Origin of the sequence: Achromobacter xylosoxidans A8 (assembly GCF_000165835.1) — a bacterium.
GTDB classification, from domain to species: Bacteria; Pseudomonadota; Gammaproteobacteria; order Burkholderiales; family Burkholderiaceae_B; genus Achromobacter; species Achromobacter xylosoxidans_B.
In genome coordinates, this window is record NC_014640.1 from 2,867,631 (window position 1) to 2,879,921 (window position 12,291).

General features: G+C 68.1%; 12 protein-coding genes. 9 read left to right on the plus strand and 3 right to left on the minus strand.

Going from position 1 to position 12,291, the window contains the following annotated elements; translation table 11 throughout:
• Nucleotides 1-13 precede the first annotated feature (13 nt).
• The gene (locus AXYL_RS13330; protein ID WP_041653435.1) at nucleotides 14-1,873 is read left to right on the plus strand and encodes a dipeptide ABC transporter ATP-binding protein; all 1,860 of its coding nucleotides are present in this window, start codon (nucleotides 14-16) and stop codon (nucleotides 1,871-1,873) included.
• Between the two features lie 80 nt (nucleotides 1,874-1,953).
• Here AXYL_RS13330 and AXYL_RS13335 read toward each other — a convergent pair whose 3' ends face one another.
• Entirely contained in the window at nucleotides 1,954-2,631 is a 678-nt protein-coding gene (locus AXYL_RS13335) for a LysE family translocator (protein WP_013393320.1), read from the minus strand.
• A 151-nt stretch (nucleotides 2,632-2,782) separates the two neighbouring features.
• Between AXYL_RS13335 and AXYL_RS13340 the strand changes: the two genes are divergently transcribed.
• Nucleotides 2,783-3,319: a YaeQ family protein gene (locus tag AXYL_RS13340; protein WP_013393321.1), complete on the plus strand. Its 537-nt coding sequence runs from the start codon at nucleotides 2,783-2,785 to the stop codon at nucleotides 3,317-3,319.
• 13 nt (nucleotides 3,320-3,332) lie between these two features.
• Here AXYL_RS13340 and AXYL_RS13345 read toward each other — a convergent pair whose 3' ends face one another.
• Together AXYL_RS13345 and AXYL_RS13350 are read right to left on the minus strand one after the other, a co-directional pair.
• The gene (locus AXYL_RS13345) at nucleotides 3,333-4,439 is read right to left on the minus strand and encodes a hypothetical protein (RefSeq protein ID WP_013393322.1); all 1,107 of its coding nucleotides are present in this window, start codon (nucleotides 4,437-4,439) and stop codon (nucleotides 3,333-3,335) included.
• A complete protein-coding gene (locus AXYL_RS13350) occupies nucleotides 4,432-5,073 on the minus strand; it encodes a hypothetical protein (RefSeq protein ID WP_013393323.1) in 642 nt (213 codons plus the stop codon). The genes AXYL_RS13345 and AXYL_RS13350 overlap by 8 nt, the downstream gene beginning before the upstream one ends.
• A 117-nt stretch (nucleotides 5,074-5,190) precedes the next feature.
• On the opposite strand from AXYL_RS13350, the gene AXYL_RS13355 reads away from it, so the two are divergent.
• From AXYL_RS13355 to AXYL_RS13385, 7 genes are all read left to right on the plus strand, one after another.
• Nucleotides 5,191-6,903, plus strand: a complete 1,713-nt coding sequence (locus tag AXYL_RS13355; protein WP_013393324.1) for a sensor domain-containing diguanylate cyclase — start codon at nucleotides 5,191-5,193, stop codon at nucleotides 6,901-6,903.
• Nucleotides 6,904-6,965: 62 nt separating this feature from the next.
• Nucleotides 6,966-7,763: a GntR family transcriptional regulator gene (locus AXYL_RS13360; protein ID WP_013393325.1), complete on the plus strand. Its 798-nt coding sequence runs from the start codon at nucleotides 6,966-6,968 to the stop codon at nucleotides 7,761-7,763.
• A gap of 17 nt (nucleotides 7,764-7,780) precedes the next feature.
• The gene (locus AXYL_RS13365) at nucleotides 7,781-8,986 is read left to right on the plus strand and encodes an ABC transporter substrate-binding protein (protein ID WP_013393326.1); all 1,206 of its coding nucleotides are present in this window, start codon (nucleotides 7,781-7,783) and stop codon (nucleotides 8,984-8,986) included.
• A gap of 2 nt (nucleotides 8,987-8,988) precedes the next feature.
• On the plus strand, nucleotides 8,989-9,861 hold the full coding sequence (locus AXYL_RS13370) for a branched-chain amino acid ABC transporter permease (RefSeq protein WP_013393327.1): 873 nt from the start codon (nucleotides 8,989-8,991) through the stop codon (nucleotides 9,859-9,861).
• Nucleotides 9,862-9,863: 2 nt separating this feature from the next.
• Nucleotides 9,864-10,835 (plus strand): branched-chain amino acid ABC transporter permease, encoded by a 972-nt coding sequence (locus tag AXYL_RS13375; RefSeq protein WP_013393328.1) that lies wholly within the window; start codon nucleotides 9,864-9,866, stop codon nucleotides 10,833-10,835.
• Nucleotides 10,828-11,583, plus strand: coding sequence for an ABC transporter ATP-binding protein (locus AXYL_RS13380; RefSeq protein ID WP_013393329.1), 756 nt, complete (start codon nucleotides 10,828-10,830; stop codon nucleotides 11,581-11,583). Before AXYL_RS13375 ends, AXYL_RS13380 begins: the two co-directional genes overlap by 8 nt.
• Complete coding sequence (locus AXYL_RS13385) at nucleotides 11,580-12,290, plus strand: ABC transporter ATP-binding protein (protein ID WP_013393330.1); 711 nt, start codon at nucleotides 11,580-11,582, stop codon at nucleotides 12,288-12,290. Before AXYL_RS13380 ends, AXYL_RS13385 begins: the two co-directional genes overlap by 4 nt.
• The last annotated feature ends 1 nt before the right edge of the window (nucleotide 12,291 follow it).

Consider the following 12,291-nt stretch of genomic DNA (forward strand, 5'->3'; position numbering starts at 1 on the left):
CATGGCAACAACAATGGACCCCAAGCGCGTCGTCCAGGTCAATGACCTGACCGTGCGCTTCAAGACCCCCGAGCGCACCGTGGAAGCGGTGCGCAAAGTCTCCTTTCACGTCGACCGCGGCGAGACCCTGGCCATCGTGGGCGAATCCGGCTCCGGCAAATCGGTGACCTCGCTGGCGCTGATGCGCCTGGTCGAATACGGCGGCGGCCGGATCGTCAACGGCGGCATGCTGCTGCGCCGGCGCAATGGCGACGTGCTGGACCTGCTCAACGCGCCCGACAGCACGCTGCAACGCGTGCGCGGCGCGGACGTGGCCATGATCTTCCAGGAGCCCATGACGTCCCTGAACCCCAGCTTCACGGCCGGCAACCAGATTGCCGAAGCCTTGCAGCTGCACCAGGGGCTGGACGCAGCCGCGGCCCGCGCCGAGACCCTGCGCATGCTGGAGCGCGTGCGCATCCCGGAGGCCCGCGCCATCCTGGACCGCTACCCGCATCAATTGTCGGGCGGCATGCGCCAGCGCGTCATGATCGCCATGGCGCTGTCGTGCAAGCCCCAGCTGTTGATCGCCGACGAGCCGACCACGGCCCTGGACGTGACCATCCAGGCCCAGATCCTGCAATTGATCCGCCAATTGCAGGAAGAGATGGACATGGGCGTGATCTTCATCACCCACGACATGGGCGTGGTGGCCGAGGTGGCCGACCGCGTGCTGGTCATGTACCGCGGCGACAAGGTGGAAGAGGGCGGCTCGGACCAGGTCTTCGCCCGTCCGCAACACGCCTACACGCGCGCGCTGCTGTCGGCGGTGCCGCGCCTGGGCGCCATGCATGGCACGGACGAGCCCGCGCCGTTCCCGCTGCTGCGCGTGGACGACGCCAAGGCTCCGCCGCAGGCGGCCTCCGCGCCGGTCGCGGCGCCGTCCACCGTGCGGCGCGAAAACGGCCCGGTGCTGAAGGTCCGCGACCTGACCACCAGCTTCGACATCACCGGTGGCATCCTGGGCCGGGTGCAGAAGCGCGTGCACGCCGTGGAAAAGGTCAGCTTCGACCTGTATCCCGGCGAGACGCTGTCGCTGGTGGGCGAGTCCGGCTGCGGCAAGACCACCACCGGGCGCTCGCTGCTGCAACTGGTCAAGAGCAAGGCCGGCAGCATCGAATTCGACGGCAAGAACATCGGCGCGCTGCGCGGCAGCGCCATGCAGACGCTGCGCCAGCACATCCAGTTCATCTTCCAGGATCCGTTCGCCTCGCTGGACCCGCGCATGACGGTGGGCTATTCCATCATGGAACCTTTGCTGATCCACGGCGTGGCGCGCGGCAAGGCGGCGCAGGACCGGGTGCGTTGGCTGATGGACAAGTGCGGCCTGCTGCCGGAAATGATCGACCGCTATCCGCACGAGTTCTCCGGCGGCCAGCGCCAGCGCATCTGCATCGCGCGCGCCCTGGCGCTGAATCCCAAGGTGGTGATCGCCGATGAATCGGTGTCGGCGCTGGACGTCTCGATCCAGGCGCAGATCGTCAACCTGTTGCTGGACCTGCAGCGCGAGCTGGGCGTGTCGTTCCTGTTCATCTCGCACGACATGGCGGTGGTCGAGCGCGTCAGCCACCGGGTGGCGGTGATGTACCTGGGCCAGATCGTCGAGATCGGCCCGCGCCGGGCCATCTTCGAGAATCCGCAGCATCCCTATACCAAGAAGCTGATGGCGGCGGTGCCCATCGCCGATCCGCAGCGCCGCCACCGCGAGCGCTCGCTACTGGTCGACGAGATCCCCAGCCCCATGCGCAAGCTGGGCGACGATCCGCTGGTCGAGCCTTTGGTCGCGGTGGGCGAGGGCCATTTCGTGGCCCGCCATCCTATCGGGGTCTACTGAGGCACAAGGTCGCTGGCGGCCAGTCGGCGACCGGAAACATCCGCGCCGCTGCGCGCGGGGGCGTCCCCGGGGAGCTGAAGCTAGCGCTTCTCCAGTGCCAGCTTCAGCCCGAAGGCGATGAATACCGCGCCCGTCATGCGGTCCAGGCCGCGCATCACGGCAGGGCGCGACAGCCAGCGCGCCAGCGGCCGCGTCGCGGCCACCAGCACTGCAAACCACAGTATGCCCAGCACCGCGTGGATGCCTGCCAGCAGCAGGCTGAAGCGCAGCACATTCTCACCCGCGGGGATGAACTGCGGCAGGAAGGTGATGTAGAAGATCCCGATCTTGGGATTGAGGGCGTTGGTCAGGCAGCCACGCACGAACCAGTTGCCGGCGCTGGCGGCCGCGGCCGGCGCGGGCCGGGCGGCATCGGGCGCGGCCTGCTTGTAGGTCTGCTTGTCGGCCTGTTTGCCGGTCTGCTTCCCGGCCCAGGTGCCCCACAGCAGTTTCACGCCCAGATAGAACAAGTACAGCGCCGCGCAGAGGCGCAGCGCGTCGTAGGCCAGGGTCGACACCAGCAGCAGCGATCCCAGGCCGAACGCCGCCACGGCGCCCCAGACCAGGCAGCCCGTGGCCACGCCCAGGCCGGCCATGAGGGCGCGGCGGCTGCCTTCGACGGCGGCGGTGCGCAGCACCAGGGCGCTGTCCATGCCGGGCGTGACGGTCAGGATGGCAGCGGCCAGGGTAAAGGCGAGCAGGGCGGCGGTGGCGGTCATGGGCGGGGTCCGGTGGCGGGCGCGGCAGGGCGCAGGCGGCCAGTGTAGCGCCGCCGGGGCGGCGCGCGCAGCCGCCTGTCCCCGTGCCGCAGCGCCGCAGGCGTTATCATGGCGGCCTTCAGCAATTCGCCACATTCAACGGATTTACGCCATGGCCCTGCGCGCCACCATCTACAAGGCCGAGCTCAACGTCGCCGACACCGACCGCCACTACTACGGCAGCCACTCGCTGACGGTCGCCCGCCATCCCTCGGAAACCGACGAGCGCATGATGGTGCGGCTGGTCGCCTACGCCCTGCATGCGCACGAGGAACTGGCCTTCACCAAGGGCCTGAGCGACACCGACGAGCCCGACCTGTGGATCAAGGACCTGACCGGCGCGGTCAAACTCTGGATCGAAGTCGGCCAGCCCGAGGAACGCCGCATCCTGCGCGCCTGCGGCCGTGCCGACGAGGTCATCGTGTACTGCTACGGCGGCTCCGCCAGCAAGATCTGGTGGGACGGCGTCAAGAACAAGCTGGAACGCACGCGCAACCTGAAGATCGTCAACCTGCCGTCGGAGCAGACCAGGGCCCTGGCGCAGCTGGCCGAGCGCACCATGCGCCTGAACGCCAACATCTCCGACGGCGTGGTGTATTTCTCGGCCGACAAGGGCGAGGTCAGCGTCGAGCCGGAAACCTGGCGCTAGGCCAGCGGCCGCCTCAGCCGCAGGCGTCGGCGGCCTGATTCGCGGGATCGGCGCAGGCGCGCCAGCGGGCCTCGTCCATCGCAGGCAACAGCAGCACGCGGCTCATCGGATCGGAATACCAGAAGATCCTGCCAGGCCGGTCGCGCATGGCCTGCCAGACGCGTTCCTGGGCGTCAGCTGCGAGCACTGAGCGGCCTTGCGCGTCGGTCACGCCCTGGGCCAGGACGGTCTGCGTATCCGGATTCCAGGACTGCATGTCCGGGTCGTCCAGCGGCACCTCGTCGGCGATGCTGACGATGCGCCAGTCATTGCCGGGAACCTCGGTGGACAGCTCGTTCAACTCTTCCCGGCGTAGCGGATAAGGGCGGGAGTCGCGGGAGGCGTGCGCGACATCGGCGTAGGATTTGCCGCCATCCCCGGGGGAATAGCGGCGCACATAACGCTGCTGCGGCCGGCCTTGGTCATCATAGGTCTGGACCTGGAACGCGCCGCCCTGCGAGATGGTATCGATGGCGCGCAGCAGGCGGCCCGCGGCGTCGCGCGCGTAGAAGCGGCCGGCGGCCGGTTCCTGCTTGTCGTCGCAAGCCTCATTGATGAAAGCGGTCAGCGCGCCCCGCGCATCGCGCTTCAGGCAGGTCTGGCGGCTCGCCTCGTAGGCGGCGGGCCGGCGGACCGAGGTCTGTTCGTACTCGACCACGCGCGTCAGCGAGCCGGCGCCGTCGTACTCCAGCGTGTAACCGCCCGAAAGGAAGGGCGCGCCGTCGCCGCGCCGGGGGATGTCGTAGGACTCCGCGCGGCACAGCCGGCCGTCGCCGTCGAAGTAGAGCCTGGCGGGCGCCCGTTGGACGCTGTCCAGCCGGTAGGCGGACCAATCGACCTGGTCCATCCAGGTCCGGGGCAGCGGATCGCCGGTTTCCTCGACCCAGACGGGCTGGTTGCGGGCGGCAACGCGTTCGCCCTGGCGGCCCAACAGCACGCGGTCGCCGCCCAGGCCGACCGCGACGGGCACGGCCTTCAGCGCCACCGGCGCGGTGAAATCGACGGATGCGGGGCCGCAGGCCGCCAGCGCGGGGCCGGCATGCGCGATGGCCGCCAGTATCAGGACCAGTCTCTTATGCATATTGCAGCATGTCCATGAACTTCAGCAGATCCCAGAATTCCTTGGACACGCCGCCCAGCCGCAGCTTGCCGTCATGGTCCTCGAACAGCAGGAAGGGGTAGGCGTCGCGCTCCAGGGTGCCGGGAGCGGGCAGGCGGTAGGGCTTGAAGACTTCCGGGTCCTTGAAGAAAGGCTCCAGCCGGCCGCCGCCGTCCACATGCATGTAACGCACGCGTAGTACTTGTTTCTGATACTTGGCCTGCGTTTCCGGGTATGCGCCGCCATCGCCCGCCACCACGGCGTCGGCCAGGGCGGCCAGGAAGATGCGCTGGAAGCCGGCGTAGTGGATCTCGCCGCTGGTGGAGTCGCCGGGCGCTTCGGCCAGCGTTTTGACCAGTTGGGTGGCGCGGGAAGCCGGCACGATGGTCTGCGCGAACAGGGTGTCGATGTCGGCCTTGGCCGGATCGGGCGATTGCCGCAAGCGCTGCAGGTCGGCGCGGAAGTCCTCCAGCCACTGCCGGTAGCGCGCGTTCTCCGCCTGGCGGTCGAACGCCTGGGCGCTGGCCGCGCCGCAGTAGAGGGTAATCAGGAAGGCCAGCAGCAGGAGCCAGGCGCCTTGCAGCCAGCCGGAGCGCACGGGGATAGGGTGTTCCATAGGCCGGTGATCATATCGTTCAAAATGCTGCTATTTTGGTGCAGAGCGTGACAAAATGTCAGTCATGGCCACCGGCATGGCCATGTCGATGAACCCAGTGTTGAGTCAGGTCCAGACATGCCAGCAACAGGTGACGTTCCCCCTGCATGCGCGCCCGCCGGCGGCGCGGAAAATGTGCAAACCGGGCTCGACGGTCCCCTGGACCGGCTCGCCCGTCTCGCCCAGCGGCATTTCGGCGTGGACATGGTGCTGGTGGCCTGCAGCGACGCCGACGGCGTCTGGCAGGCCCAGGCAGGCGCTTTGCCCGCGGCCGCAACCGAGGCCGGATCCCTCCCTTTTTCCGTGGACAGTCCGCTGCGCGCCGCCGATGGGCGCCGGCTGGGCACGTTCCGTTTGCTGCACGGCCAGCCGCGGGACTTCAGCCATGAGGACCTCGACGCCCTGCATGATTTTGCCGAACTGGCTGTCGCCGCCGTCGAGAAGCGCCAGGCCCTGGCGGCGGAGCGGGCGGCGGAAGACAGCTGGCGCACCGAGGCGCGCAATCTGTCCCTGGCCATCGCCGGCAGCGGCACGGGCGTCTGGGACCGCAATGTCGTCACCGGTGAAATCACCTATTCGCAGGGCTGGAAGGCCCTGTTGGGTTACGCCGAGTCCGAGGTCACCAACCGCATAGAAGACTCCTACAAGCGTCTGCACCCGGACGACGCCGACTACGTGCGCGCCGCCATGCAGGCGCATTTCGAGGGCAAGACCGAAAGCTACGAGGTCGAGCACCGCATCCTGTGCAAGGACGGCAGCTACAAGTGGATCTGCAGCCGCGGCAAGGTCGTCAGCCGCGATGCGCAGGGACGGGCCTTGCGCATGATGGGCACCACCACCGACATCAGCGCCATGCGCGCGATGTCGGAGCGCCTGCGGCGCACGGCGGACCTGCTGGTCAACCTGACCGACGCCGTGCCCGGCATGGTGTTCCAGTGCGGCCAGCGGCCGGGGGGCGGGTCGCGCTTCCTGTATGTCAGCGCCGGCATCTGGGACATGTTCGAACTGACGCCCTACGATGTCCGCACCAGCCCGGCGGCCATCGAGCAGCGCGTCCACCCCGACGACCTGGCCACCTACCACGCCTCGCTGCAGGCCGCGGCCGCGGCGCAGACGCCCTGGCACATGGAGTTCCGCGTCTGCCTGCCGCAGCAGGGCCTGCGCTGGCGCCAGGGCGAGGCCAGCCCGCGCATGGGGGCCGACGGCACCGTGGTGTGGCACGGCTTCGTGACCGACATCACGGACCGCAAGCGCGCCGACTTCGAGCTGCGCGAACTCGCCGCCACCGACGCCCTGACCACGCTGCCGAACCGCCGCCACTTCATGTCCCGCATTGCGGCAGAACTGGCCAGGATCAAGAGGCAGGGCAGCGATTGCGCCGCCGTGCTGATGTGCGACCTGGACCATTTCAAGCGCATCAACGACACCTGGGGCCACGCCATCGGCGACGGCGTGCTGCAACACTTCGCCAACACGCTGCGGGCCCAGCTGCGGGCGGTCGACCTGGTGGGGCGCATCGGCGGCGAGGAGTTCGCCGTGGTGCTGCCGGACACCGACATCGAGCGCGCCCACGCCTTCGCCACACGGGTGCAGCAGCGCATCGCGGCCGCGCCGTTTTCGCTGGGCGACGACCGCCATATTCCGCTGACGGTCAGCATCGGCATCTCCACCATGCACACCCTGGACGCCGACGCCGAACTGGCGCTCAGCCGCAGCGACCGTGCCCTCTATTACGCCAAGCAGCGCGGGCGCAACCGCATCGAGTCCGCGCCCTCAGTGTTTTCCCGATAGAACAACCGCCAAAGCCATTTGTTCCATTGACGGTACATTAGGACACTCCTAGAGTTCCCGTCATGGGAACCTCACTACCTCTGCCGAAGTACCACCAGATCTACCTCGTCCTGCGCGAGCAGGTGCAGGAGGGGCGTTTCGATCAGGACGGAGTACCCGGCGAACATGCGCTGGCCGACCAGTTCGACGTGGCCCGCATCACCATCCGCAAGGCCATGGAGATGCTGGTGGCCGACGGGCTGGTGTCGCGCCGGCCGGGTTTGGGCACCTGGCCGCTGCGCGCGCCGCCGACTCCCGTCAGCGGGTCCAAGGCCAACCCGCCGCAGAAGGCGCATCTGACCGGCCTGCTGGAAAACATCGTCAACATGGGCCTGCGCACTTCGGTGCAGGTGCTGGACAGTACCCTGGTGTCGGCGCCGCCCGTGGTGGCCGAGGCGCTGGAGCTCGCGCCCGGCGCGCCGGTGCACAAGAGTCTGCGGGTGCGCAGCACCGAGACCGGGCCGCTGTCCCACATCACCACCTACGTGCCGCAGGCCGTGGCCGACTTCACCCGCGCAGACCTGGAGCGCGAACCCTTGCTCATGCTGCTGGAAGCGGCCGGCGTGGAGTTCGGCGGCGCCACCCAGACCATTTCGGCGCGCCTGGCCGACGCCCAGGTGGCCCGTCATCTGGACGTGGCCGTGGGCTCCGCGCTGCTGGCCGTGACGCGCATCGTGCGCGACGTCAACGAACGGCCCGTGCAGCTCCTGCAAGGCCTGTACCGGCCGGACCGTTATCAGTATCAGTTGCAGCTGTCACGCGTCGGCAGCATCGACGCCAAGGTATGGGTCAGCGAAGAGCTGTCCGCCCAATTCCATTGAACCCTCGGAGATCGCCCATGAATTCGCGCCGCACTTTCCTCTATCAATCCGCCGCTGCCGCCGCCATGGTGTCGGCCCCGTGGGTGGTCCGCGCCCAGGGCGCCAAGCCGGTGAAGGTCGGGATCCTGCATCCGGTGACGGGCGCGCTGGCCTATTCGGGCCAGCAGTGCCGCCTGGGCGCCTTGCTGGCGATCGAGGACATCAACAAGGCCGGCGGCATCAAGTCGCTGGGCGGTGCGCCGCTGGAAGCCATGCTGGGCGATGCGCAGTCGCGGCCCGAGGCGGGGTCGGCCGAAGTCGAAAAGATGAACGAAGCGGGCGTGTCCGCGATCGTCGGCGCCTACGCCTCGGCGATCTGCCTGGCCACCACCCAGACCGCCGCCAAGTACAACCTGCCGCACGTGGTGGACGTGGGCGTGGCCGACCAGATCGTCGAGCGCGGCCTGAAGAACACCTTCCGCTTCGGTCCGGGCTACCGCGCCTGTAGCGAACGCGCCATTACCGACCTGGCGGCGCTCAACGACGCGGCGGGCAAGCCGGCCAAGACCGTGATGATCGTGCACGAGGATTCGCTGTTCGGCACCGGCACCGCGGCGCTGCTGTCCAAGGCGCTGCCGCAGCACGGCTTCGAGGTCAAGGATGTGGTCAAGCACCCGAACCCGACCCGCGACTTCAACAACATCGTGCTGCGCATGAAGTCGCTCAATCCGGACATCGTGATCCCGGCCAACTACTACAACGAATACGCCTTGCTGCTGCGCGCCATGAAGCAGCAGAAGGTGCAGCCCAAGGCGATCTACTCGGTGCTGGGCGGCGCGGCCTCCAGCTACAAGTTCCTGAAGGAATTTCCGGACATCGCCAATGGCATTCTCGATTGCAACCATTGGTTCAACCCCAAGGACGCGCGCGTCGCTCCGCTGAAGGCGCGTGTCGAGGAGAAGGGCGCCTACTTCAGTTACGAGGTCTTCATGACCTATACCTCGGTGCTGCTGCTGGCCGATGCGCTGGAACGCGCCAAGTCGGCCGACCGCGCCGCCATCATCGACGCGCTGGCCTCCAGCACCTTCTCGAACCACATCATGCCTTACGGCCCCACCCAGTTCGTGAACGGCCAGAACACCGGCGCGCAGCCCTTGCTGACGCAGGTGATCGGCGGCGACATCAAGGTCGTCATCCCGGCCGACTACCGCCAGGCGGACGCCATCTTCCCGCTGAAGGCCTGAGCGTGCTCGATCCCGCCATCCTCTTTTCCTCGGTGCTCAACGGTCTGACCACGGGCGCGGTGTACGCGCTGATCGCCCTGGGCCTGACCTTGATCTACGGTGTGCTGCACATCATCAACTTCGCGCACGGCGCGGCGCTGATGGTGGCGCTGTACGCCGTGTACCTGCTGAAGGACCGCCTCGGCATCGATCCCTACGCCGCCTTGCCGCTGGTGGTCGCCGGCATGTTCGCGCTGGGCTATGCCTTGCAGCGCTACGTGATCAACCGCGCCAGCCATGGCAAGGACGAGAACATCCTGCTGGTGACGCTGGGGCTGGCCATCGTGCTGGAGAACCTGGCGCTGGTGTGGTTCAAGTCGGACACGCGCACCATCGACACCGCCTACACGCTGTCCACCGTGGAGATCGGGCCGGCCATGATTGCCTTGCCCAAGGTCATCGCCTTCTGCGGCGCGCTGGCGGTGGCGGCGGTGCTGTTCTGGATCATCCGCAGCACCGACCTGGGCAGGGCGATCCGCGCGGTGGCCAAGGAAAAGCAGGGCGCCAAGCTGATGGGCATAGACGTGGAGAAAGTCTACGCGCTGTCGTTCGGCATCGGCATGGCCTGCCTGGGCGCGGCGGCCTGCTTCCTGCTGCCGGCTTACTACGTCAATCCGCAAGTGGGTGGCGGCTTCGTGCTGGTGGCCTTCACCATCGTGGTGCTGGGCGGCATGGGCAGTTTCGTCGGTGCGCTGGTCGGCGGCCTGTTGATCGGGGTGGTGGAGTCCATCGGGGGCCTGTTCCTGGGCGACTCGCTGGGCCAGATGGGCATATTCGCGATCTTCATCGCGGTGCTGCTGTTTCGCCCGCAGGGGCTGTTCGGGGCGAGGGGCTGAGCATGGGCAAGGATCTTTTGACTATCGCGCTATTCGGCGCGGCGCTGGCCGCCGCCGCCGCACTGATGAACTCGGGCGTGGCGCTGACCTTCGTGATGATGTCGCTGTATGCGGCCCTGCTGTCGCAGGCCTGGAACATCCTGGGCGGCTACGGCGGCCAGCTATCGTTCGGCCACGCGCTGTTCTTCGGCGTGGGCGCCTACGCCCAGGCGCTGGGCCAGCTGAACCTGGGCATCAATCCCTGGCTGGTCTTGCCCATGGCCATCGCGCTGGGCGCGCTGGTCGGCCTGGCGGTGGGCGGGCTGACGTTCCGCTACGGACTGAAGGGTTCCTACTTCGCGCTGGTGACGCTGGCCTTCGCCGAGGTGTTCCGCATCCTGGCGCTGTCGGTGTCCTTCACCGGGGGCGGGGTGGGGCTGATGGTGCCGCTGCAGGAAGGCGTGGCCAACATGCAGTTCGGCTCGCGCCGCGGCTACATCTATCTGCTGTTGGGCTTTGTGCTGTTGGCGCTGGTGGTCACTGCATGGCTGCGCCATTCGCGCTTCGGCGCCTACCTGCAGGCGGTGCGCGACAACGAGGACGCGGCGCGCGCCATCGGCGTGAATCCGCTGCGGGTCAAGCTCGGCGGCATCGCGCTGTCGGCGGCCTTCGTGAGCGCGGCGGGCGCCTTCTACGTGCAGGTGTTCCAGTACATCGACCCGGGCATTGCGTTTGGCTCGGCCGTGTCGGTGGAGGCGCTGGTCGGCGCCATCGTCGGCGGCCTGGGCACCCTGTGGGGGCCGGTGCTGGGCGCGGTGACCCTGCATGCCCTGAGCGACCTGACGCGCAACCTGTTTGGCGAATTGCCGGGCATCAGCATGGTCATCTACGGCGTGGTGCTCATCGTGATCGTCATGTTCCTGCCGCGCGGCATCACCGGCAGCGGTCAGGCGCTGGGCCGTTTGTTCAGTGCCAAGGAGCGCGCCCGTGTCTGAGATCCTGCTGCAAGCGCGTAATCTGTCCATCACCTTTGGCGGCCTGAAGGCGGTCCAGGACGTCAGCCTGGACGTGCGCCAGGGCTCGCTGACCGCGCTGGTCGGCCCCAACGGCGCGGGCAAGACCACGCTGTTCGGCCTGCTGTCCGGCTTTCTCAAGCCGGGTTCCGGCTCGGTGCATTTCGCGGGCACGGACATTACCGGCCGTCCGCCGCACGAATCGGCGCGGCTGGGGCTGACGCGCACCTTCCAGATCGTGCAGCCCTTCGGCGCGCAGACCGTACGCCAGAACATCGCCGTGGGCGCGCATCTGCGCCTGGGCAACCGCCGCGAGGCGCTGGAAGCGGCCGAAGAGGTCGCGGCGCGGGTAAACCTGCACGCCTTGCTGGACCGGCCGGCGGCGGACCTGACGGTGGCGGGGCGCAAGCGCCTGGAACTGGCGCGCGCGCTGGCCACGCGGCCGCGCCTGCTGTTGCTGGACGAAGTACTGGCGGGGCTCAACCCCAGCGAGATCGACGAGATGATACCGGTGGTGAAAAAGCTGGCCGACGACGGCGTGACCGTGCTGATGATCGAACACGTGATGCGCGCGGTGATGAGCCTGGCCGAACACGTGTGGGTGCTGGCGCAAGGCCGCCTGATCGCCTCGGGCACGCCCGGCGAGGTCACCCGCGATGCGGCGGTGGTCGAGGCCTATCTGGGCCAGGGCGCGGCGGCCAGGCTGGCCGCGCAAGGAGCGCCGGCATGAGCGCGCTGCTGGAAGTTCAGGGATTGCGTGCGGGCTATGGCCGCATGGAAGTGCTGCGCGGCGTCGACCTGCGGGTGGACCAGGGCGAGATCGTGGTGCTGTTGGGCAGCAATGGCGCCGGCAAGTCCACGCTGAACAATACGGTCTGCGGCCTGTGCCGGCCCTGGGGCGGCTCGGTGCGCTTCGAGGGCCAGGATCTGATCGGCCGCCATTACCGCGACGTGGTCAAGGCCGGTCTGATCCAGGTGCCGGAAGGCCGGCGCGTGTTTCCCAACCTGAGCGTGCGCGAAAACCTCGAATTGGGCTCCTTCACCCGGGCGCGCGAGCGTCGCGCGGCCAACCTGGAGAAGGTGCTGCACATCTTCCCACGCTTGCGCGAACGCCTGGCGCAGCTGGCCGGCACCATGTCGGGCGGCGAACAGCAGATGCTGGCGATCGGCCGCGGCCTGATGGCCGAGCCGCACCTCCTGATCCTGGACGAGCCCTCGCTGGGCCTGTCGCCGTTGATGGTCGAAGAGCTGTTCGGCCTGATCGGACGTCTGCATGGCGAGGGGCTGGCGATTTTGCTGGTGGAGCAGAACGTGGGCCAGTCCCTGGAAATGGGGCAGCGTGCCTACGTGCTGGAAAACGGGGCGGTGCGCTATAGCGGCGCTTGCCCGGAACTGCTGGCCAGCGACGACGTGCGCCGGGCCTATCTCGGGATGTAGC

Excerpts from the sequence above, each read along its gene's own strand:
- AXYL_RS13330 (WP_041653435.1), top strand. The coding sequence starts at position 14 with ATGGACCCCAAGCGCGTCGTCCAGGTCAATGACCTGACCGTGCGCTTC.
- AXYL_RS13335 (WP_013393320.1), bottom strand. The coding sequence starts at position 2,631 with ATGACCGCCACCGCCGCCCTGCTCGCCTTTACCCTGGCCGCTGCCATC.
- AXYL_RS13340 (WP_013393321.1), top strand. The coding sequence starts at position 2,783 with ATGGCCCTGCGCGCCACCATCTACAAGGCCGAGCTCAACGTCGCCGAC.
- AXYL_RS13345 (WP_013393322.1), bottom strand. The coding sequence starts at position 4,439 with ATGCATAAGAGACTGGTCCTGATACTGGCGGCCATCGCGCATGCCGGC.
- AXYL_RS13350 (WP_013393323.1), bottom strand. The coding sequence starts at position 5,073 with ATGGAACACCCTATCCCCGTGCGCTCCGGCTGGCTGCAAGGCGCCTGG.
- AXYL_RS13355 (WP_013393324.1), top strand. The coding sequence starts at position 5,191 with ATGCCAGCAACAGGTGACGTTCCCCCTGCATGCGCGCCCGCCGGCGGC.
- AXYL_RS13360 (WP_013393325.1), top strand. The coding sequence starts at position 6,966 with ATGGGAACCTCACTACCTCTGCCGAAGTACCACCAGATCTACCTCGTC.
- AXYL_RS13365 (WP_013393326.1), top strand. The coding sequence starts at position 7,781 with ATGAATTCGCGCCGCACTTTCCTCTATCAATCCGCCGCTGCCGCCGCC.
- AXYL_RS13375 (WP_013393328.1), top strand. The coding sequence starts at position 9,864 with ATGGGCAAGGATCTTTTGACTATCGCGCTATTCGGCGCGGCGCTGGCC.
- AXYL_RS13385 (WP_013393330.1), top strand. The coding sequence starts at position 11,580 with ATGAGCGCGCTGCTGGAAGTTCAGGGATTGCGTGCGGGCTATGGCCGC.